This is a genomic window from Streptomyces sp. NPDC059080 (assembly GCF_042739975.1).
In the GTDB taxonomy this organism is placed as follows: Bacteria; Actinomycetota; Actinomycetes; order Streptomycetales; family Streptomycetaceae; genus Streptomyces; species Streptomyces benahoarensis.
In genome coordinates this window covers 4,490-25,424 of record NZ_JBHYGX010000019.1, presented here as the reverse complement: position 1 = coordinate 25,424, position 20,935 = coordinate 4,490, and the positions used below count along the sequence as shown (strand labels likewise).

General features: G+C 71.1%; 22 protein-coding genes and 2 pseudogenes. 22 read left to right on the top strand and 2 right to left on the bottom strand.

Annotated features, from left to right (window positions below):
- Positions 1-221 precede the first annotated feature (221 nt).
- The 7 genes from ACFWWQ_RS17025 (at position 222) to ACFWWQ_RS16995 (ending at position 7,507) form a co-directional block, all read left to right on the top strand.
- The gene (locus tag ACFWWQ_RS17025) at positions 222-1,364 is read left to right on the top strand and encodes a C40 family peptidase (protein ID WP_384596808.1); all 1,143 of its coding nucleotides are present in this window, start codon (positions 222-224) and stop codon (positions 1,362-1,364) included.
- Between the two features lie 89 nt (positions 1,365-1,453).
- A complete protein-coding gene (locus ACFWWQ_RS17020) occupies positions 1,454-1,762 on the top strand; it encodes a DUF6112 family protein (RefSeq protein WP_384596806.1) in 309 nt (102 codons plus the stop codon).
- 2 nt (positions 1,763-1,764) lie between these two features.
- Positions 1,765-2,466 carry a hypothetical protein gene (locus ACFWWQ_RS17015; protein WP_384596804.1) on the top strand — a complete coding sequence of 234 codons (702 nt, stop codon included), beginning with the start codon at positions 1,765-1,767 and terminating at the stop codon, positions 2,464-2,466.
- Positions 2,467-2,494: 28 nt separating this feature from the next.
- Positions 2,495-3,883, top strand: coding sequence for an ATP-binding protein (locus ACFWWQ_RS17010; protein WP_384596802.1), 1,389 nt, complete (start codon positions 2,495-2,497; stop codon positions 3,881-3,883).
- Positions 3,884-4,021: 138 nt separating this feature from the next.
- Positions 4,022-5,494, top strand: coding sequence for an SCO6880 family protein (locus ACFWWQ_RS17005; RefSeq protein WP_384596800.1), 1,473 nt, complete (start codon positions 4,022-4,024; stop codon positions 5,492-5,494).
- Between the two features lie 31 nt (positions 5,495-5,525).
- Positions 5,526-5,978 (top strand): DUF6238 family protein, encoded by a 453-nt coding sequence (locus tag ACFWWQ_RS17000; protein WP_384596798.1) that lies wholly within the window; start codon positions 5,526-5,528, stop codon positions 5,976-5,978.
- A gap of 23 nt (positions 5,979-6,001) precedes the next feature.
- Complete coding sequence (locus tag ACFWWQ_RS16995; RefSeq protein ID WP_384596796.1) at positions 6,002-7,507, top strand: ATP-binding protein; 1,506 nt, start codon at positions 6,002-6,004, stop codon at positions 7,505-7,507.
- A 15-nt stretch (positions 7,508-7,522) separates the two neighbouring features.
- Here the strand turns inward: ACFWWQ_RS16995 and ACFWWQ_RS16990 are convergent.
- Together ACFWWQ_RS16990 and ACFWWQ_RS16985 are read right to left on the bottom strand one after the other, a co-directional pair.
- Positions 7,523-8,415 (bottom strand): IS5 family transposase gene (locus ACFWWQ_RS16990; RefSeq protein WP_384596794.1). Its coding sequence is split into 2 segments (ribosomal slippage): positions 7,523-8,040 and positions 8,040-8,415, totalling 894 coding nucleotides; the frame shifts between segments, so codons are not numbered across the junction.
- Positions 8,416-8,459: 44 nt separating this feature from the next.
- Positions 8,460-9,026: a putative immunity protein gene (locus tag ACFWWQ_RS16985; RefSeq protein ID WP_384596792.1), complete on the bottom strand. Its 567-nt coding sequence runs from the start codon at positions 9,024-9,026 to the stop codon at positions 8,460-8,462.
- 96 nt (positions 9,027-9,122) lie between these two features.
- On the opposite strand from ACFWWQ_RS16985, the gene ACFWWQ_RS16980 reads away from it, so the two are divergent.
- The 15 genes and pseudogenes from ACFWWQ_RS16980 (at position 9,123) to ACFWWQ_RS16910 (ending at position 20,689) form a co-directional block, all read left to right on the top strand.
- Complete coding sequence (locus tag ACFWWQ_RS16980; RefSeq protein ID WP_384596790.1) at positions 9,123-9,656, top strand: hypothetical protein; 534 nt, start codon at positions 9,123-9,125, stop codon at positions 9,654-9,656.
- Positions 9,657-9,836: 180 nt separating this feature from the next.
- A complete protein-coding gene (locus tag ACFWWQ_RS16975; RefSeq protein ID WP_384596788.1) occupies positions 9,837-10,604 on the top strand; it encodes a hypothetical protein in 768 nt (255 codons plus the stop codon).
- Positions 10,605-10,627: 23 nt separating this feature from the next.
- Positions 10,628-11,125 (top strand): hypothetical protein, encoded by a 498-nt coding sequence (locus ACFWWQ_RS16970; RefSeq protein ID WP_384596786.1) that lies wholly within the window; start codon positions 10,628-10,630, stop codon positions 11,123-11,125.
- Between the two features lie 98 nt (positions 11,126-11,223).
- Positions 11,224-13,012, top strand: a pseudogene (locus ACFWWQ_RS16965) (type IV secretory system conjugative DNA transfer family protein).
- Positions 13,009-13,239, top strand: a complete 231-nt coding sequence (locus tag ACFWWQ_RS16960; RefSeq protein ID WP_384596784.1) for a hypothetical protein — start codon at positions 13,009-13,011, stop codon at positions 13,237-13,239. Before ACFWWQ_RS16965 ends, ACFWWQ_RS16960 begins: the two are co-directional and overlap by 4 nt.
- On the top strand, positions 13,236-14,399 hold the full coding sequence (locus tag ACFWWQ_RS16955; RefSeq protein WP_384596782.1) for a DnaB-like helicase N-terminal domain-containing protein: 1,164 nt from the start codon (positions 13,236-13,238) through the stop codon (positions 14,397-14,399). Before ACFWWQ_RS16960 ends, ACFWWQ_RS16955 begins: the two co-directional genes overlap by 4 nt.
- A 43-nt stretch (positions 14,400-14,442) precedes the next feature.
- A complete protein-coding gene (locus ACFWWQ_RS16950; protein WP_384596780.1) occupies positions 14,443-15,021 on the top strand; it encodes a hypothetical protein in 579 nt (192 codons plus the stop codon).
- A 1-nt stretch (position 15,022) separates the two neighbouring features.
- Positions 15,023-15,205, top strand: a pseudogene (locus tag ACFWWQ_RS16945) (hypothetical protein); the annotation flags it as partial.
- A gap of 91 nt (positions 15,206-15,296) precedes the next feature.
- Positions 15,297-16,217, top strand: coding sequence for a DNA cytosine methyltransferase (locus ACFWWQ_RS16940; protein ID WP_384596917.1), 921 nt, complete (start codon positions 15,297-15,299; stop codon positions 16,215-16,217).
- A gap of 61 nt (positions 16,218-16,278) precedes the next feature.
- Positions 16,279-16,881 carry a DUF4913 domain-containing protein gene (locus ACFWWQ_RS16935; protein WP_384596778.1) on the top strand — a complete coding sequence of 201 codons (603 nt, stop codon included), beginning with the start codon at positions 16,279-16,281 and terminating at the stop codon, positions 16,879-16,881.
- A complete protein-coding gene (locus ACFWWQ_RS16930) occupies positions 16,878-17,642 on the top strand; it encodes a glycosyl hydrolase (protein ID WP_384596776.1) in 765 nt (254 codons plus the stop codon). Before ACFWWQ_RS16935 ends, ACFWWQ_RS16930 begins: the two co-directional genes overlap by 4 nt.
- Entirely contained in the window at positions 17,639-18,115 is a 477-nt protein-coding gene (locus tag ACFWWQ_RS16925) for a type II toxin-antitoxin system RelE/ParE family toxin (protein ID WP_384596773.1), read from the top strand. The genes ACFWWQ_RS16930 and ACFWWQ_RS16925 overlap by 4 nt, the downstream gene beginning before the upstream one ends.
- Before the next feature lie 262 nt (positions 18,116-18,377).
- Positions 18,378-18,782 (top strand): hypothetical protein, encoded by a 405-nt coding sequence (locus tag ACFWWQ_RS16920; protein WP_384596771.1) that lies wholly within the window; start codon positions 18,378-18,380, stop codon positions 18,780-18,782.
- Complete coding sequence (locus ACFWWQ_RS16915; protein ID WP_384596769.1) at positions 18,779-19,621, top strand: winged helix-turn-helix transcriptional regulator; 843 nt, start codon at positions 18,779-18,781, stop codon at positions 19,619-19,621. The genes ACFWWQ_RS16920 and ACFWWQ_RS16915 overlap by 4 nt, the downstream gene beginning before the upstream one ends.
- Positions 19,622-19,744: 123 nt before the next feature.
- Positions 19,745-20,689, top strand: a complete 945-nt coding sequence (locus tag ACFWWQ_RS16910) for a DUF317 domain-containing protein (RefSeq protein WP_384596767.1) — start codon at positions 19,745-19,747, stop codon at positions 20,687-20,689.
- Positions 20,690-20,935: the final 246 nt, after the last annotated feature.

Genomic DNA, 20,935 nt, shown 5'->3' with positions numbered 1-20,935 from the left:
CCGCCCCGGGGGGCGGGTCGCAACCACCCCCCCCGACCGGGCCCCCCCCGGCGCGGGTTATACACCGCGGGGGGGTGCCGACGGCTTTGCACGAGAAGTCGGCACCGCGCCTCCTACGAACCTCAAGGAGCCGCTGCGATGCAGCATGCCCTGATACACCCACGCCCTGGCCCGGCACCGTTCTCCGTCCGGAGTGGTCGCCTTGGTGAACGGTGGCGGCGATGAAGAAGACCGTCACCGCCACGGTCGGGCTCTGTGCCACCGCGCCACTGCTGCTGGCCGTCCCGATCCTCGCCATCGGAGCCGGGAGCGCCTCCGCCGCCTGCTCGACCGGCGGTACACAGGGTGTTGATACGTCGGCCGTTGCTGCTCAGGTGAAGGCGATCCTGACCGACGGCGGCAAGGGGGCGGTCTCCGTTCCTGGACTGGGCCGTCCGTCCGAGCAGGTGCCGAACGCGAAGACCATCCAGACCACCGGGGTCGCGATGGGTATCCCGGCCCGCGGGCAGGTCGTGGCCCTGGCGACCGCGCTGCAGGAGAGCGGCCTGCGGAACCTGTCGTACGGCGACCGTGACTCGTTGGGCCTGTTCCAGCAGCGCCCGTCGCAGGGCTGGGGAACGGCGAGCCAGATCCTCGACCCGGTGCACGCGTCGACGAAGTTCTACTCGGGGCTGAAGAAGGTGCCGGGCTGGGAGTCCCTTTCCGTGGCTCAGGCCGCGCAGGCGGTGCAGCGGTCCGGGTTCCCCGACGCGTACGCGAGGTGGGAGCCGTTGGCCAGCGCTCTGCAGAAGGCGATCGCGCCTCTGCTGTCGAAGGGCGGCGCGGCGCCGAGTTCTTCGCCGTCCGGCTCGGGCGGTGTGGACAGTGCTGCGCCCGGTGCCGCGGGCGGTTGTACGGACGGCGGGGGCGGGAGCGGCTTCGGGTCGATCCCGCCCGGCGCGGTGCCGGCCGGTTACAAGATTCCGACGGATGCTCCGCAGAAGGCCCGGACGGCGATCCGCTGGGCGCTCGGTCAGCTCGGCACGCCGTATCAGTGGGGCGGGCGTTGCACCGATTCCCACGGCGTCGATCCCATGGGCCGTTGCGACTGTTCCTCGTTGATGCAGCAGGCGTACAAGGCCGCCGGGGTGTCCCTCACGCGGACGACGTATACGCAGGTCAAGGAAGGTACGTCGGTCTCGGCCGATGCTCTTGAGCCCGGTGATCTCCTCTTCACCGAGGGGACGGCCGCCGTCCCTGAGCACGTCGGGATGTTCATCGGCCGAGGCTTGATCGTCAACGCCCCGCACACCGGCGACGTGGTGCGCATCGCGACCCTCGCTTCCTGGAGGCCGCAGATTCTCGCGGCCCGCCGAGTCCTCTGACCGGCGCTTCTCCCCTCTCTCCTCCCCCTTTCGCACCACTGCTTCGCCCCCTCGGGCTTTAGCCTCAAAATCGAACTGGAGTTCTTGTCGTGGTTCTCGCCGACAAACTCATTCAGCTGGCCTACGACCCCGGAATCAAGCCGAACAGCGGCGGGCTGCCCGGCCTGCCGGTCCTCAAGCAGGTGATGGGCTCCGTCTCCCTCTTCGCGATCATCGCGGTGGTCGGGGCACTCGTCGTCAGCGCGGGCGTGTGGGCCTGGGGCCACCACTCCGGCGGCCACCAGGCCGAGGCCAACGGCAAGAAGGGCGTGCTGGTCAGCGCGGGCTGCGCGCTGTTGCTGGGCGCCGCGAACGGGACGGTCGCGTTCTTCAGCGGGCTGGGATCGCAGGTCCACTGACTATGAAGAAACGTCCCCTCGCCTCTGTCTCCCGCAGCGGCAACCCCGGCGGCGCATCTCGCGTGCGCCGCCGGGCGCTGCTCGGCTCCGTCTTCCTCGTGGTGCTCGTCTCCCTCGCCGGGCTGACCGCCTACCTCACCCGCGACGGCCGGGGTCCGTCCAAGGAGACGGCTGCACCCACGAGTTCAGCCGCTCCGACCGCCTCACCATCGGTGGCTCCCTCGCCCGGGGCGCACGCCAAGTCCCTCCCGGTCCCGCCGACCACTCGTGACCCGGTCGCGTTCGGGAAGGCGGCCGCGGCGGCCCTGTGGTCCTACGACACCCGGGCATACTCCCGGCGCGAGCTGCTGTCCGCGCTGCGCGGGTGGCTGACCGCAGAGTCCAAGTACGCCGACCGGGCTTCCGTCGACGCGATCGTCCCTTCGCCTGTGCTGTGGAAGGAGATGGCCGCCAACAGGCAGTTCGCCACGGCCACGGTGCACGAGGGCCACTTCCCGGACGCGTTCACCAAGGCGCTGCAGGAAGACCCCGGAGCGATCACGCGCGCGTACGTCTACGCCGTCACGGTCTCCGGCAAGCAGTCGATCGCCTGGAAGGGCTCGCCCGCAGGAGGCGCGGAGAGCCGCGCCGCGACCCTCGCGGTCCAGTGCCGACCGAACCATCCCTGCGCCCTGGTCGGCGTCATGCCGTCCGTCACGCCCTGACCCTCCCCTCCCGAAAGGAGGTACCGCCATGGGAGTCTGCGACTTCCCGCTGATGGACAAGGTGTGCGGCGCCGTCGACTTCGCCACCAACCCGGCCGGGACCGTCACCGACGGCATCGGAGCGTGGATCGCGAAGTCGGCAGGCGAGCTGGCGGCCACCGCATCCGATCTCGCCAGCAAGGCCGTCAACCAGACCACCGCCATCGACCTCGGTGCCGGGTGGTTCCGGGACAACTACGAGCTGCTGCTGCCCATCGGCCTCGCCCTGACCGTCGGCACGTTCTGTATCCAGCTGATGCTCGCGGCCTGGCGACGGGACGAACGCGCCCTCGCCCAAGCCGCGATCGGCACGATGACCGGCGTCCTGTTCTCCTTCTGCGCCATCGCCTTCACCTCTGTCGCGATCACCGTGGTCGACGCCCTGTCCGACGGCTTGTTCCACGCCGCCAACACCTCTGTCGACGACGCGATCCGCCGCGTGATCAAGGTCAACGCGCTGGGGGCGATGTTCGGCTTCGGGTGGGGCGTGCCCACCCTGGTCGCCTTCGGCTGCGCGCTCGGCGCCTTCCTGTACTGGGGCGTGATGGTCGCCCGCAAGGTCGGCGTGTTGATCATGGTGGCGCTCGCCGTCTTCGCCGGGGCCGGCGGTGGCTGGGACGTCGCCAAGCGATGGCGGCGCGGCTGGATCGAGGCCACCGCCACCTTGGTGGTCTCGAAACTCCTGATGACCGTGGTCTTCTTGATCGGTGTCTCCGCCATGGGCGCGTCCGACGCGCACGACGGCATGAGCGCCCTGTCCGACGCGATGGCGGGCCTCGTCGTGATGATTCTGGTGCTGTTGTGCCCGTACGCCACCTACAAGTTCGTCCACTGGGCGAGCGACGGCGGTGGCCACGACGATCTGCACCGCACCGGAGTCGCCGGCCTGACGGTCGCCGCCGGAGCCGCGAAGACCGCGGGCACCCTGGCCATGCAGGCCGGAACCGGAGCACCTGCTCCGCAGGGGTCGCCCCAGGTCCCGGGCGCGGGTGCCGACGGGGTCGCCTCCGGGATCAGCCCTTCGGGCGGGAGTCTCAGCAAGGAGGGGATCGACGCCGGTCCGCCCAAGGCCCGGACCAGTTTCCGGTACGGCGAAGACCCGAACGCCTCCGGCGACAAGGGACGGGCACGCATCCAGCGCCCCGGAATCCCCGCGCTGATCACCCGGCCCGGTGAGGGCGACGCGGGAGTCTCTGGCGCAGGCCCCGCCGACGGCTCTGGTCTTCCCGCCAGTGCTTCGGCTCCGGTCGGCGGCATGACCCGGGTGGGTGCGGCTCCGCCTGCCGGACCTCCGCCGCCTTCTACTGGTCCGTCGGCGGCCGGTTCGCCGACGCCGACGACCTGGGTGTTCCCCAAGCAGCCGCCTCCGAGCGCCTGACCACCACAACCGGGGGCGGGCTGTACCCCCACAGCCCGCCCCTCCCGCTCAACCGACCCCGGAAACGAAGACCGCCATGGCCTCCAGAAGAACGCCCCACTCACCCGCCTCCGTACGCTCCTCCCGTCTGGAACCGCCATGTCTGACAAGCCCCCGGCCGAAGCCGTCACGGCCACCGTGAAGTTCCCCCACCGCAGCAGGCGCGGCATCCTGCTCGGCCTGACCGCCCCGCAGTTGATCACCGTGGGGGTCGTTGGTCTGCTCCTGTTCGCTGTGATCCTCGCGCGCGGCGTGACCGGTGCTCTTCAGCTCATTCCGCTGTGGGCCGCCGCCGCGCTGTTCGTCTTCTTCCGCTACCGCGGCCGGGCCCTGGCCGAGTGGGCGCCGATCGTTACCCGTTACGTCCTTCGCCGGATGCGGGGGCAGCTGGTCTGGCTCACCCGGCCCTCCCGCCGCCCGGTCCGTGAAGGGCTTCTTCATCTGCCCGGGACCGCGGCCAGCCTGCGGGTGATCACGTCTCCCGCAGGCCGGTACGGCGCGGTCCACAACCCGCACACCAGCACACTGACCGCCGTCGTCAAGGTGTCCTCCCGCGCCTACGCGCTGCTCGATCCGGGGACGCAGAACGCCAACGTCAACGGCTGGGGACGCGCGCTGGCCGCGCTCGCCCGCACCGGCCAGATCGCCCGGATCCAGGTGATCGAACGCACCGTCCCCGACTCCGGCGACGCGCTGCGCCGGTACTGGGAGGAAAACGGCCACCCCGACGCCCCGGTCGCAGGGGCGCTCTACGGTGAGCTGATCCAGAACGCGGGCCCTGCCGCAGCTCCCCACGAGGCGTACGTCGCGATCGCGCTGGACACCAAGGCCGCGCGGCGTCTGATCAACCAGGCCGGCGGCGGCCTGACCGGCAGCTTCAGCGTGCTGGCTCAGTTGACCTCGACGTTCGACCAGGCCGCGCGCACCGCCGGACTCAACCCCACCGGCTGGCTCACCGCCACCGAGATCGCGGCCGTCGTGCGCACGGCATACGACCCCAAGGCCCTGTCCGCGCTGGACCGTTGGTCTCCTGCCGGGCGTCCCGAGGCCGATCCTGCTGCTGCGGGACCCGTCGTGGTCGTCGAGAAGGCGGACCACATCGCGACCGACTCGGCCGTCCACGCCACGTACTGGGTGGAGAACTGGCCCCGGACCGAGACGTCGGCGGGCTTCCTCCACCAGGTCCTGTTCACGGCCGGGGTCCGGCGGACCCTGTCGCTGTCGTACGAGCCGAAGGACCTGGACGCAGCCCTGCGCGATGTGCAGCGCAAGAAGGCCAGTGTGATCGCGGATGCCGCCGAGCGGGCCCGGCGCGGCCAGGTCGACTCCGAGGCGGACTCGGTCGAGTACCAGGACATCAAGTCCCGTGAGCGGCAGCTCATCTCGGGCCACGCGGATGTCGCCCTGACCGGTCTGCTGACCGTCTCGGCCGACTCGGAAGAGGAACTGCGTTCCGCGTGCGCGGTCGTGGAGACCGCGGCCGTCGGCGCGCAGATCGATCTGCGGCCGCTCACCTGGCAGCAGGCCGAAGCGTTCACCGTCGCCGCCATGCCGCTCGGCCTCGCCGCCTGACCCCGGTCCTCCCCCTCGGAGAGAGCTTTTCATGTCCCGCACCACCAGTCCGACCGCGCAGGACTTCGTGCCCTTCGCGACTGCCGCGCTCGACTTCCACCGCGCCCTGAACATCCCGGCCGGGCCCCTCGTCACCACCCGCGCCGAGCTGGACGCCCTGCACGCCCACCTCATCGCGCTGCACGACGTGCTCGACGCCCACGTCACCCGCACCGGACAGCTCATCCCGGCCGAAGGCAACCAGCTCCGTACCGCCCGCACCCGCATCTGGCAGGCCGCCGACCACGTCCACGCCGCCTACCACGCAGCACCCCGGCCGGACTCCTGCGAACTGCCCGCCCCCGAGATGTGCCAGGCCGGCCTGCCCGAAGGAGCACCCGAGCTGACCATCTGCCAGCGCCACCAGCGCGCCGTGCACCTGGTGCGCCGCCGCACCACCCCGGCCGACCTGCACGCACCCTTCACCAGCCTCACCCGCCGCTGAACCACTGCCTTCTGGAGAAACTCATGCCCCGCCCCCGCGCCAGCGCCTCACACCTGTTCATCCCCCGCAGGACGTCCCGTGCCCAGCAGCGCGCCGCCCGCACCGGCTTCGCCGAGGCCCGCCGCCAGGCCCGTCTCGCCGGAGCCCCGCCCCGCCACCGCGCCAAACAAACCCGTGATCCGCAGCTGCGGTCGACCTACCCGCCCACCGGGCGCCCCGGCCCCTCCTCCGCCCGCGGCGGCAAGCTCCGCCTGCCCGCCCACCGGATGACCACCGCCACCGTGTCCGGCGCCTACCCGTTCCTCGCCGAGGGCGGCCTGGGCGCGGACGGCATCTTCATCGGCAGGGACGTCCACGCCGAAGCCGCGTTCTGCTACGACCCGTTCTCGCTCTACAGCAGCGGGCGGATCGAGGGCTTCACCAACCCGAACGCCGTCCTGGCCGGGATCATCGGCATGGGCAAGTCCGCGCTCGCCAAGTCCATCGCCACCCGGGCGATCGCCCACGGCTACCGGATCTACGTGCCCTGCGACCCCAAGGGCGAGTGGACCGCCGTCGCGCAGGCCCTCGGCGGCCACAGCATCGCCCTGGGCCCGGGGCTCCCGGGCCGGTTGAACCCCCTGGACACTCCGGCCCGGCCCGCCGCGGTGAGCGAGGAGGACTGGTCTGCCGAGGTCCGCAAGCGGCGACTGCTGCTCCTGGCCGGCCTGGCGCGCACCGTCCTCAAGCGCGATCTCCAGCCAATGGAGCACACCGCGCTGGACCTCGCCCTCGACCTGGTCGTCACCGAAGCCGAGGCCAGCGGCACGGTACCGCTGCTCGGCGACATCGCACACACCCTCGGCTCGCCCGAGCGCCTCGACCGCGCCCTCGGCGACCAGGCCGGGCGCATGGGGGCCGCCGCGCAGGACCTCGCGCACGCCCTGCGCCGCCTGGTGCACGGCGATCTGAGCGGAATGTTCGACGCCCCGTCGACGGTGTCGTTCGACCCGACCACCCCGATGCTGTCCATCGACCTCTCCCGCCTCGGCGGCTCCGGCGACGACACCGCCCTCGTCCTGGCCATGACCTGCGCCTCGGCATGGATGGAGAGCGCCCTCGCCGACCCGGACGGCGGACGGCGCTGGGTGATCTACGACGAAGCCTGGCGCGTGATGCGCCACGTCGGCCTGCTGGAGCGCATGCAGTCGCAGTGGAAGCTCAGCCGCGGTCTCGGCATCGCCAACCTGATGATCATCCACCGGCTCTCCGACCTGCTCAGCGCAGGCGACGCCGGCTCCCGCGGCCGAGTACTGGCAGAGGGTCTGCTGGCCGACTGCTCCACCCGGATCATCTACCGCCAGGAACCCGACCAACTCACGGCCGCGGCCTCACTGCTCGGCCTGACCGGCGTCGAAACCCAGGCCGTATCCGCCCTCACCAAAGGCCGGGGCCTATGGAAAGTCGCAGGCCGGTCCTTCATCACTCAGCACCTCCTGCACCCAGCCGAACGCGAACTCTTCGACACCGATGCCCGCATGGCTGCCTAGGGCCAGTCCGGCGGATCATGGACGAAGCCAGAGTCGGATAGAGGCGACGGTGACGGTGCCGTGGAAGATGTAGGCGCGTTTGTCGAACCTGGTGGCCACGGCGCGAGAGTTCTTGAGGCTGTTGATCGTCCGCTCAACTTCATTCCTCCTCTTGTAGATCGTCTTGTCAAAGCCGGCGGGCCGGCCGCCCTTGCTGCCGCGGCTCTGTCGGTTGGCGCGCTGGTTCTTCGGTTCGGGGATGGTGTGCTTGATCTGGCGCCTGCGTAGGTAGCGGCGGTTGCGTCGGGAGGAGTACGCCTTGTCTCCGCCGAGGTGATCCGGCCGGGTGCGGGGGCGCCCGCCGCCGAGGCGGTGGACCCGGATGCGTTCCATGACGGGGATGAGCTGCGGGGCGTCGCCCCACTGACCCGGCGTGATCAGCAGGGCCAGTGGGCGGCGCCCGCCCTCTCCGGCAAGGTGGATCTTGCTCGTCAGGCCGCCCCGGGAGCGTCCGAGTCCCTCACCAGGGCGGTGCTGCCGGGGCCTGGCTCTTTTCCCGGTACCCGAGGTGGTTTCTTGCGGGCCCCGGCGGCGTGCTGGTGGGCCCGGCAAGAGGTGGAGTCCACGCTCACCATCGGCCAGTCGATACGGCCCTCGGTGTCAGCGTCGGCCAGGACGGCTGCGAAGAGCCAGTCCCAGGTGCCGTCCGCCGACCAGCGCCTGTGCCGCTCGTACACGGTCTTCCACTTGCCGAAACGTGCAGGCAGATCCCGCCATGGCACCCCCGTGCGGTTGCGGTACAGGATCCCGTTGATGACCCTGCGGTGGCCTGCCCAACGGCCGCCACGGCTACCGGACTTCGGCAGATGCGGCCTCAGTCGGGCCCATTTCGCGTTCGCGAGATCTCCCCGCCTCCATGAACATGCCAACGACGAGAGCCCCCGGCAGTCACAAGATCTGCCACGGCCAGAACCTAGCCACCCGTGCGTTCAGTCCCCGCTTGCGGGGACCCACGGAGGGAGGTGTCCAGAGCAGTCATGAGCTGCGCAGCGCGGCTCTTACCGCTGGGCGCGAGAGGGTACCGCTGGAGGATATCGATCAGGGCCGGTGTGGCTCGTTCGCGGGCCTCTTCGATCGCCCTGTTCCCGGCCATGGGATCCTCGCCTGCGTCGATTTCGGCGATGCGTGCCGCATTCGCAGCGGCGCGCAGGATGTGGCCCACTTGGTGAGCCTTCGCGATCGGGTGCAGGTAAGCGGCAGATGCGGCATCGCCGGCGGCTTGCGCAGCGAGACGTGCAGTTTCAGTGGCAGTCTCCTTCGCCGCTCGGTGAGCGTCCATCGACGTGATGCGCTGAAGCTTGGTCCTGGGCGCACCGCTGATGAACTCCCATGCCGCATCGATGGCCGCCCGCGGTCGGGTGTCACCGGGGTTGGCATCCTCGAACACCGGGAGAACTTCCTGCGCTGTCTCGGCGACGTAGCGCGCTACGACTCGCAATTCGTCCATGGACAGTTCGAAGTCACCGTTCACGCTCGTCACGAAGGCGATCGTTGCACATTCAGGAGTGGGGCACGCTCGCGGGCAGGCTCAGCTCCTTGGTCCGGGGACGCGGTCTCGTACTCCTTCTGCGACGACGTGGGCTGGCCCATCGACGAAAAGGGCTACGAGGGCGGCAAGGTCGCGCGCGACGCCGAAGCGTGGAAACACGTCGAGGTCTTCCTCGACCACGGCCCCGAGGTGCTGGCCGGTGTCCGCGCCGCTGCCCGGGGCGCCGACTACGTCGAGGGGCCGATCAGTGACGACCTTCGTCGGCTGCGCGGCATCGACACCACGCTGGAACGGGCGGGCCGACTCCATGAGGAGTGGGAGCAGGTCATGGCCCTCATGGACGCCTCACAGCCCGGCTCGCGAGAGCTCTACGCGGACGAAGCTCGGAAGATCCGCAACAGCGAAGGGTGGCACCACGCCGACGAGTTGTCGTACCAAGGCGCTGCCCTGGCTCGGGCGGCCGACTACGTAACCACCCGTGCCGATCACGAGCGCCCCACACCGCCCAACCGTGTCCAGGCAGCCCGTGCACGGTCCGCGACCAGCACCCGCTCGGTGCCGCCCATGACGTCTCCGGCACCGCCTGCGTCGTCTCCGGCTGTCCCCCGTCGCTCCCGCTGACCCTCTAGCACCGTTTTCCGGCGAGGCCAAACCGACCGATCGCCGCATCCTCGTGGAGCACCGCCCCCACCAGCATCGGTCGTCGGCCGCTTCCCACCTCGGAGCGCACCATGCCCCGCACCAGCAGATCCACCTCGGCCGTCGCCCTCTCTACCCGAGCCTGCACCGGATGGATCCGTCATGCCCGCCCCCGCTCAAAACGCGCTGCCCGACATCGCAGTCGGCCGCCACCCCGACCACGGCATCGTCGCCAAGAACCCGAAACAACTCGCCGCCGGCACCTGGATGCTGGAACGGCTCGACTTCCACCCCGTCCCGGACCACCCGACGCTGTACGCACTGGCTGACCAGCAGCAGGACGGACCGGCCCGTACCACCCGGGCCGTGGCGCTGCTGCGCAAGGCCGGCTACCGGGTCGACGCGGACGCGGCGTTCGCCCCCGCGCTGAGCTCCGGCGCGGCCTTCGACCGTGACCGGGCCTCGCGGGCAGAGCCCGACGTCGCGTTCGCCGAGCATCCGCAGCTCGGCGTCGTCGCGGCCACCAGCGACCACTCCTCCGCGCTCGGCGGCCGACGCGTCCTGGAAGAGCACGGCTGGCGGCATGCTCCGGACCTGGACGTCTACACGCTGCCCCTCTCCATCGACCGCAGCGAGGCTTTGGGGAAGGTCGCCAGCGCCACGGTGTCGATGCACCGGTCCGGTCTCCAGGTAGCCGTACAGCCTCGTCTCGCCCGGGACGTATCAGCGCGCCGCTCCCCTGCACCTGGGACGGCGGCCCGCCACGAGCGCGGCCAGGGCTTCACCGCCCGCGCATCTCCCCTCGGCGCCGCCGCGCTCGCCGCCAGCCCGGCCCGCACCGGCCTCCCGGGCAAGCCGCCGGTTCCCGCCGTCTCCGCTCCGGCCGGACGGCCGGTCGACCCGCGCATCGCCTTCTCCCGCACCCGATGACCCTTCCGTAAGGAGCAGTTCCCATGGCCGTGAAGACCATCTGGCAGATCAACCACTCCTGCGGCCACCCGGCCGAGCGCGACCTGTCCGACCGTGCGGCCGACCGCCGCGCGGGCTTCGCCGAATGGCTCGCCAAGCAGGAGTGCACCGACTGCTGGCGGGCCTCCAAGGACGGCGACGAACAGGACAAGGCCGCCTGGCTGAAGGCCAAGCGGGCCGAAGAGCAGGCCGCCTCCGAAGCCTGGTCGCAGCAGTACCGGATGCCTCCACTGGAAGGGACCGAGCGGGCCGTCGCCTGGGGCGTGCGCTGCCGCCACCAGATCCTGTCCGCCGCCTACACCACCCTCGTCCTCGAAGGCGAGACCAGCGAGGCGGAGTGGGCCGAGATCGAGGAGACCGCGCGCACTCTCACCCGTGCCGGGTGGTGGATCGATCAGCGCGCCTCCGAACCCGACGACCTCACCGAGCTGATCGACGCCGCCACCACGGCCGACCGGCCGACCGAAAACCCCTACTTCTGACCGCCAGCTTCCTTCCCGAACAGGAGCCGCCTCGATGACCAGCAGAAGAGCGCCCCGCGCCCCGCCCCTCACTCACCTGCGCTCACCCAGGACTCACCATGCCCGTCCCTCGTACCAGCGCGCCCTCGGCCACCACCGGGGTCGACGCGCTCCTCTACCTCCTCTTCGGTGTCCTCGGCGCCGCCTTCGTCTTCGGCTCCCTGGCCTGGTTCTCAGGGAACATCGCCAATTCCTTCTTCGAGACCGGACCTTGGGTGGATTTCAGGGTCGTCGAGGCCCTGCTGCATCCCGACATCCTGTGGCCGCACCTGGACTCCACCACACTGCTGATCAGCACGCGGATCATTCCCGCTCTGGTGTCCATCGGCCTCGCCGTCATCGGCCTCCTCCTGGGAATGCGGCTGCGTGGCAGCACGACGAGGGGCCTCGCCCGCAAGGCGGACCTTGCTCCGCTGACGGGCAAGGAGATCGCCACCAAGGCCCAGAGCCTGCGGCCGGGCCTGAGCGGCAAGGAGTGGAAAAGAGGTCGCGCCGGCCGACCGCGGCATCCTCCTCGGCGCGCTCTCACCGGGCCGTGCCGAGGTCCGCGCCTCCTGGGAGGACGTGATCGTCGCGATCATGGCGCCGCGCAGCGGCAAGACCTCCGGGCTGGCGATCCCTGCGATCCTCTCCGCCCCCGGGCCGGTGCTGCTGACCTCGAACAAGGCGGGGGGTGATGCGTTCACCGCGACGGTCGACGCCCGTGCCGAGGTCGGCGCGGTCTGGACGCTCGACCCGCAGCAGATCGCCCATCACCCGCGCGAGATGTGGTGGGACATCCTGGCCGACGCCCGCGACCTGGCCGGGGCGAAACGTTTGGCCGGGCACTTCGTCACCGCGAGCGTCGACGAGTCGAGCGGCTCCGACTTCTGGTCCACCGCCGCGAGCAACACGCTCGGCGCGCTGTTCCTCGCCGCCGCCAGCCACCGGCGCCCGATCACCGACGTCCTCGCCTGGCTCGCCACTCCTTCCGACCGGACCCCGGTGGACCTGCTCACCGATGCCGGCCACCATGCGGTCGCCGCCCAGCTCCAGGGCACCGTCTCCGGCGCCACCGAAACCCGCGACGGCATCTTCGAAACGGCGCGGCAGTACGCGAGCTGCCTGCTCGACCCGGACGTCGCCGCGTGGGTCACGCCGCACAAGGACCTCCCCGAGTTCAGGCCCTCCGCCTTCGCCACTTCCCGCGACACGCTGTACCTCCTCAGCAAGGACGGCGGCGGCAGCGCCTCGGCGATCATCGCCGCAGCAGCCGACGCGGTGATGCGCGCGGCCGTCGTCGCCGCCGAACGCGCCGGAGGACGGCTCGACCCGCCCGCCCTGTGCGTCCTCGACGAAGCCGCCAACGTGTGCAAGATCAACGATCTCCCGGACCTGTACAGCCACCTGGGCTCGCGCGGCGTCATCCCGATGACGATCTTGCAGTCCTACCGGCAAGGGCAGCGGTGCTGGGGCGAGGCCGGCATGGACGCCCTCTGGTCCGCCGCCACCATCAAGATCGTCGGGTCCGGCATCGACGACCCGGACTTCGCCGACCGCCTCAGCAGGCAGGTGGGCGACCACGACGTGCAGACCGTCTCCGTGTCGGACAGCGACAGCGGCAAGTCCACCTCCGTGAGCATGCGCACCGAGCGGGTCCTGCCCCCGGACGCGATCCGGGCCCTGCCCAAGGGCAAGGCCCTGCTTCTGGCCACCGGTATCCGCATCGCCATGCTCAACCTCCGGCCCTGGTACAAGGAGCCGTCCGCCAAGGTGATCGGCCCGGCCTCGGCCCGCGCGACGAAGGCCATCACCGAACGCGCCCTCTCGAAGACCCGCGGCCGCGACGACTTCGGGCTGTCGGCATGAGCGCGCTCGCGCCGCGCCCCGGGCGGCTCGCCCACGCGCCAATCGTCCTGCGCGGCGGCCAGTGGTGGTGGATCAGCGGGACCGGGTCGATTCCCGTCACCGACCCCACGTTCACCACCAGGCTGGACGGCTTCGCCCAGGCGGTGGCGGCGGCCGACCGGGCGGTCGCCGACCTCCGTGCCCGGCAGAGGGAGGCCGCCGCCTCCGACTCTAGGGGGCGGCGATGAGCCCGCTGGTGACCGCGGAACAGGCGGTCCTCGGCGCCGTCCTGCTCGATCCGGTCCAGCTCTCGCACCTGGAGTGGCTCGCGCCGGGCCACTTCTCCCGACCTGTCCACCGCGCGCTGTTCGCCGCGCTGCGCACGCTCCGCGACAACGGCCACCCCGCGCTGGCCGAGAAGCCCGTACCGCTGTCGTGGGTGACCGATGCGGTCCACGAGGCCAGCCTCCACGTACGAGGGCTGACCTCGGCGTACGCCCACACCCTCATCCAGTCCTGCCCACGCCCCGCGCACGCTCCGGTGTACGGCCGCATGGTGCTGGAGGGCGCGATCCACCGCAGCATCACGGAACACGCGGTCCGTCTTCACCAAGCTGCTCGTGCTGACGCGCTGCGGGGCGACGTCGAGGAGGCCCTGCACCACGCCGACGTTCTCACCGGGGCACTCGACGATCTCGCGCGGCGGTGGGGAACCGAACCCCGCCCGGTCGCGCCGATTGCTCCGCCGTCCGCGCTCCCCGACGCGCCGCGGACGGTTCGGGCGGAGGAGGTCGCCGAGGATGAGCGGTTTCTTCTTGCCGTCCTTGTCGAGCAGCCGTCCGCCGTGGGCGAGGTGGTCGGGTGGCTGCGGCCGGGCGACTTCGCCGACCCGGCCCATGGGCAGCTCTACCGCTGCCTCGGCGCGCTGCACCACCGGGGCGAGCCCGTCGACCGGATCACTCTGCTCTGGGAAGCCCAGCGGCGCGGTCTGCTGGCCGACGGCACGCTCTCCGGCGACCAGCTCACCGCCCTCTGCGGCGGCGGGAGTTCCGGAAGCGCGGAGTGGCTCGGGGAGCGGGTGATGCGCTCCTCGGTCACCCGTACGGCAGCCGCCTCCGCACGCACCGTCCGCGCCTTGGCGGAGAACGACGCGTTGGCGCCTGGGCAGCTCATCAATCACGCGCTGCACGTGCTCCGTCCGCTCGACGACGTCCGTGCACGCTGGCAATCCGCGAACGGCCGTCCCGCCCCGGCGGCGAAGGCGCCTTCGCCTGACCGGCCTCCCCCTGCGCAGGTGCATGCCGCCCTCGCGCGCAGCACACCGGGCCCGACCTCGCCACCCGCGGCCCAGATCAGCCCTGCGCCCAGCCCTGCCTCCGTGCGACCGCCCTCTCGCGGCCATGGCTGACGCCTCTCCCGCCCACCGCTCGTCCTTTCCACAGGGGTTCACCATGAACAACACTCGCGTCACCGACGCCCTGGCGCTGCGTGCCATGGCGTCAGCCTTCGATGCCCAGCGCGGCAAGCTCCCGGTCGAGGGAGACCCTCACCGCTCGCCTGATGGCGTCACCGTCGCCCGGCAGATTTCCGAACTCGGCAAGCTGATCACCGACTTGGGCAACGACGTTCTCTTCCGCACCGCCGACCACGGCCAGGAGGCGCACACGTCGCGGGTCATCGACGGCTTCGCCAGCGCGGTGCGGCCTGCGGGCGAGGCAGCATCCGCTCTCGGAACGGTGGTCCACGAGCTCTCCTTCCTGGACCGGACCGAGCACCTCCGCGACCTGCCCGATGCCCGGGATGCTCAGGAAGCAGCCACGCAGGTGATAGGCGAGTCCCTCGAAACGGCGGACCGCGTTCTCCACGACGCTGCCAACTCCCTGCACATCGCAGCGGAAGCGGTGTCGCCTCCGTCCGCGCGTCTCCAGGCCGCCCGTCGCCAATCCACCATCGCGACGTCCACTTCATCTCCCGCACCCACCCCCGCAGCAGCAGCGGCTCCTGCGGCCCGGACCGCTCGGAGCCGGTGACGTGAAAACCGCCATCACGCGTCCTCCACTGATCGGGTCACTGTGCTCGGGGTACGGCGGCCTCGACCTGGGGGTGCAGGCCGCCCTCGGTGGCACCCTGGCCTGGCACGCCGAGGTCGATCCGAACGCCTCGCGCATCCTGACCCGCCACTGGCCCGGCCTCCCGAACCTGGGCGACATCACGACCACCGACTGGTCCGCCGTGCCCCGGGTGTGCGTCCTGACAGCGGGCTTCCCCTGTCAAAGACGTCTCGGTCGCCGGCCGCCGGGCCGGAATCGCCCCTCACACCCGTTCCGGGCTGTGGCTGCACGTCGCCCGTGCGGTCGAAGCCCTCCGCCCCTGCCTGGTGGTGATCGAGAATGTGCGCGGTCTCCTCACCTCACCCGCCGGTTCCCCTGGCGACGTGGAATTCTGCCCGTGGTGTCTGGGAGACACCCCAGGTCAGCCTCCTGTGCGGGCACTCGGTGCCGTACTCGGATCCCTGGCCGACCTCCGGTACGACGCGAGGTGGCTCGTGCTTCGGGCCTCCGATGTCGGAGCCCCGCACCGACGGGAGCGGATCTTCCTTGCCGCCTGGCCCTCCGACCACGCTGCTCAAGACGCCGACCAGCAACCTCGCGAAGAACGGCGGCTCACAGCACCCCTCGAAGAGGAAGAGCGGGGGCCACGGACCGAACCTGGCCGACGAGGTGGAGTGGCTCCTCCTCCCGACCCCGAAGGCACCGGATGGGACCAAGGAGCCGCCCGGCCATCGGCACGGCAACAGGGACATGCCCCTGCCAAGCGCGGCAGCTTCGCTTCTTCCCTCACCGCAGGCAGCCAGTCCTGGCGCCCCGGAACGCCGACCGGGCAAGCATCCTCCCTGGCCCGCGGTGGTTCTGCCGCTCTGGACGAGCTCAGCTCCGGAAACCCGGGAGCAGCCCAGCGATGGGGCGCGTACGCAGGAGCCATCGCCCGATGGGAGACGCTCACCCGCCCCGCGCCGCCGCCCACCGACGCGGGCGGGCGGCTCCGTGCCGACTTCGTGGAGTGGATGCAGGGCCTGGAACCCGGCTGGGTCACCGCCACCTCAGGGCTTGGACGGCCAGCTCAGCTCACCGCCCTCGGCAACGGCGTCGTACCCCAACAGGCTTCACAGGCAGTGCGGTTGATCGCACCTCCTTTCCCGCGTTGCCTCCGCTGCACGCCGACGTAGCGCCCTACTACCGGGCTTCCCCGGCTGAGCCAAATCGCGGTTTCTCCGGACCCTCCCTCCCATGCCCGACACCAGCACGCCCTCCTCCGCCCCCGAACCGTTCCAGGTCCCCGACGGGGACCTCGACGACCTCGCCAGCACCCTCGCCAAGACCATGGCCGAGGTCCGGCAGCACGGCGTCATCCTCGACCGCCTGGGCTCCGAACCCCCGCCCGACACCCCCGCCACCGAGCCGACCGACGGCGCCTCGGCCCCGGAGACATCTGGGGCCGAGGAGGGCGCTCCCGCCTCGGTATTCATCCTCGCCCTGGGCGGCGAGGCGTACGCCATCGAACTCGCCGCCCTCAGCGACTGGGTGAACTACCTCTTCCTCCCGGTGTACGGCCGGGAGATCAGCACGACCCGCCCGTGGTGCGCGCAGTGGCACGAACACCCCGAGGCCGTCGCCCGGCTGCACGCCCTCTGGCTCGCGTGGCAGCACCTCACCGACGCCGAGGCCGGACTGTCCGGCCCCTCGACATGGCACCGCGATCACCTGGACCAGACCCTGGTCCACCTCCGCGCCCCCGACGGCCCCTTCGCCGCGTGCACCACAAGCCCGGCCCGCCCCCACCACCGCATGCTGGCCACCCCTGCACCCGAACAGCTCGGGCTGGCGGCATGAGCAATGACCTCGGCTTCAGCCTTGATGACTTCGAGCCCGCCGACGCGGACTCCGAGTACCTGGAACAGCAGTTCTGGACCGGTGACCTCACCGTCCTGGCCGAGCACCACACCACCCCCAACGGCTCCCACAGCTTCGTCCTCGCCCACGACGGCTCGGCCACCTGGGGCGTGCCCGGTGCGCCCCAGATCCGGGCGATCATGGTCGCGCGTGATCTGGATCAGAACACGTTCACGTTCGAGTCGGCCTACCACTCCAGCGTGGCGTTCGCTCAGAACTGGCTGATCGAGCGCGGTTGCCCGCCCGAGCGGACTCAGGTCGGCGGCGACTTCATGAAGCCCGCCGACGATCTCACCACGCGAGTCGAAGAGAGGCTTCGTACGTCGGAGGATCGGTACGAAGTTCTCGACAGCTTCACCTCGGACTTCGCCCCGTGCGAGACGTGGACGTTGACCCGCGACTCCACCGCCGCTCGGGCCCCGGTTCGCGTCTTCCTCGAAGAGGGGGACTTCGAGTCCCCCACGTACACGATGCGCGAGGGCGCCTTCGCCGACGAGGACGCAGCCCGGCAGTGGCTGGACGACCGCAGCAGCCCCCTGCCGCAGCCTCCGGAACACCGCGAACACGCCACCGCTCTCCGGACCTGCGCCGCCCTCACCCGGTCAGCCGGTGCCTCCGCGGTACCGAAGGCCGGCCCCGATGCCCGCAGCGCCCCATCGGCGGGAACGACGCAGCGACCGGGCTCGGGGAGGTCGATGTGAGTCGCGCCCGCTTCGCCTTCGCCGCACACCCCGACGCCATCGCAGACCTGCGGAAACTCCCCGAGCGGATTCGCGACTTGGCTCTGCTGGAACTGCAGCACCTGGTGCACGGCAGCGACGACTGCCTGCCGCTCAAGGGCCGCCTGGCAGGGTTCCACAAGGTCTACGTCGACCCGTCCGTCTCTTACCGGATGGTCATCCAGTTCCGTCCGGCCCCGCCCACCTCGAACCACAAACGCGAGATCTATCTCGTCGCTGCTGGCAGCCGGAAGGGCTACGAGGTCTACCGCTCGGCCCAGCTGCGCACCGGCGTCCATCAGAACGCCGAGCAGGGCCCGTCCACCGAGGCGCGCGTGCAGGCCGCACGGTCCCGTTCTCCCCACGCGGCCGACCGGCCGACGACGGCACCGGTAACTGCGCCAGCAGCAGCCCAACTCACTACCACCGCTCCCCGAAAGGTTCCCCTGCGATGACCACCGACCGCACTGCACCGGCCCGTACCGAACTGGCGAGCCTCCTCGCCGAGGCCGCGCACAGCATCTCCGGGATCCTCACGACCAAGTACCCGACAGCCACCAACCGCTCCTACCTGCACCCCGTGCTGGGCGCGCTGTCCGCCGGGCCCCGGGTCGTCGGTGAGCTGAACGACCGGCTCGAAAGTTTCGCCGCCGAAGAGCTGGTTCCCGCCACACCGGCGGGGCTCTTCACCTTGGCCTCCTATGCCTCCGCGCTGGGGTGGCTTTCGCCGAGTCCCTCGCCGAGCTGGCCACCTCGGTCGACCAGATCTGCACCCGCGCCGGCATCCCCGCGGAGCCGTCAGCCCCGGCTTCCGCCGCACGCACCGGCGGTGAACCGCAAGGCGAGTTCGACTTCGCCTTCAACGCCCTGGAACAGGCGGCGATCCATACCGCAGCCGAGGCCGCCGGTCTCACACCGGGCGACTACGTCGAGGTCCTCTCCGCTTCCCTGCTCGCGGCCTCCCGCATCACCGACGCCTGCGTGGAGATCTCCGGCAGCCTCCTCGAAGACGCCAGGTACATCCTCAACGAGGCGGCCGACCAGTTGTCGGTCGGCAATGACCCCAACAGCCTGTCCACGCTGGTTCGTTCGCTGCTTGCTCGTGTGGAGGCCGCCGGATGAACTCCCCTGCCCCCGTACAGCCCTCCCCCGCCTCGATCGGCGCGGTTGATGCTCAGCGTGTCGAGGGTGCGCTTTCCCTGATCGCACCGAAGTGGACGAACTGGTCGGTTCAGACCCTGGCGGAGCAGGGCCGACCCATGCGTGTGCGGGAGGTCGCCGTCCGGCTCCCCTTCCTCCGCGAGCAGATCGTCGGCAAGCGGCTGGCCCAGATGCACGCGGATGGTCTGGTCACCCGAGTCGACGGTCGCTATGGGGCCCCGTACCGGCTCAGTGCCTTCGGCGAATCGTTGTCCCGGGTGCACGGTGCCCTTTCGGACTGGTCCCGGACCAACCTGTCGCTCGGCGAGATGGCCGGCGCCGAGCGAGTCGAGGACGCGGTACGGCGCCTGCACCTGCGGCATTCGACCGCCGTGGTCCAGGCCCTCGATGCGGGCGCCACACGGTTGAGCCACATCGCCGACGCGGCCGGACTGGACATCGTCACCACTCAGCAGCGGCTCAACCGGCTTCAGGTCGATGGCCTGGTCACTCGCACCGGACCGCGCTTCGGCGCCCCCTACGTCCTGACCGACGCCGGACAGGCGCTGGGCCCCGTCTACGCGGCCATCGAGCACTGGAACAACCCCGTCACCGCGCAGAGGCGCTCGCCCCCGGCACCCGTCGCGGCAGCCTCCCGAACCCGCCCCGGCGCCCCGCTGGGACCGGACAGCTCCCGCACCGCGGCGGCCCTGCGCCGAAGCACCGCCGCGCCCAACTCCCTGTTCAGCCACGCGCCGCAGCCACAACCTCGGGTACCGGCGGCGGTCACCGCCATGTCGGCCCCCGCGCGCGGCCGGTGATCGGGGTGGCCCTGAGAACCAGCCGCGTCTCTCCAACGCCGCTACGGCGCCCGCGTGCAGTCGACCAGACCACACGCTCCGCACGCGGGCGCGCTCCCCTCCCACACGCTCGGAGCCTCGACGATGAGCACCCAGCAGTCCTACGCCCGAGATCCCCACCAACAGGTACTGGTCAGCCCGAAGTACCTGGCCGGCTCCGACGGAACCGGCGACGTCGGATTCGCCCCTGTCGCCCACTGGCCCCACCACGACCTCGACGAGGGCCCCTGCCAACTCCTCGTCACCTCGCCCGATCAGAGGATCCGGATCGGCTGGTTCGGCGACGACTTCGAGTTGTGGCAGATCGCCGCGTCTGAGGACGCCGTCTCCGCACCCCGCTGGACGGCATCGTTCAACCATGTCACCCCGGCCGAGATCGTCGCCGGTCTCACCACCACCCTGGCCCGCGACTGTGCCGAAGCCGCCCCCTACGACGACAACGCACGCTTTCTGGTGAGTCCGTCGATGTACTGGGCCGACTCCGTGCAGCCGCTGATCGATGCCGGCTGGACCCGCGACGGCGGGGCCGAGCGCGGCACCGTCGAGATCATCGCCCCTGACGGGCAAGCGGGCGTTCTGATCGACAACCGTCTGTCCGGCTGGGACGACGAAGCCGTCACGCTGTGGGCCGGCCCGCCGGGCTGGGGCACGCGCGCGGAGGCGGTCTTCACCGCCCGCACCCCGTCCCACCTGATCGCCGCGACGGCAGCCGCCATGGCCGACCCAACCCCGGCCATCCGTGAACGGCACCAGATCGACCCGAAGTTGGAGCACCTGGTCACGATGGCTCCCGTGAGCCCGACCGCTCCCCGGACTCCTCGGGCTCCGACCCCGCTCGACGTACGCCGCACCGCGGTCACCCAGGCCGTCGAACGCGCCACCCGCTTCCCACGGACGGCCGCCGACCTCCGGGTCATGGCCGCCCGCAGCCGCACGGCGACCACAGCGCAGAACCGGCCGGGCAGCCCCGCGCCCGCCCTCGGGGCCAAGCCGCTGGTCAACCCGTCGGCCCCACGCCGGAGTCGCTGACCCGGCTCAGGGAATGCGCTACGCGCCTCGGCCAGGTGCCCGACCGGCCTGCTTCATCGGCTGCGATCGGCCTGGGACCACGTATCTACTTGATCATTCGAGTTCCGCGTCGCCCTCGTCGCCGGGGGGGGGGCCCCCGGGGGGGGGGGCCCCCCCCCCCGCCCCCCCCCCCAAAAAAAAACGCCAGGCGCCGCCGCACCCGCCCCACCTCACCACCACGACGCACACAGAGATGTGGGCGCCGGG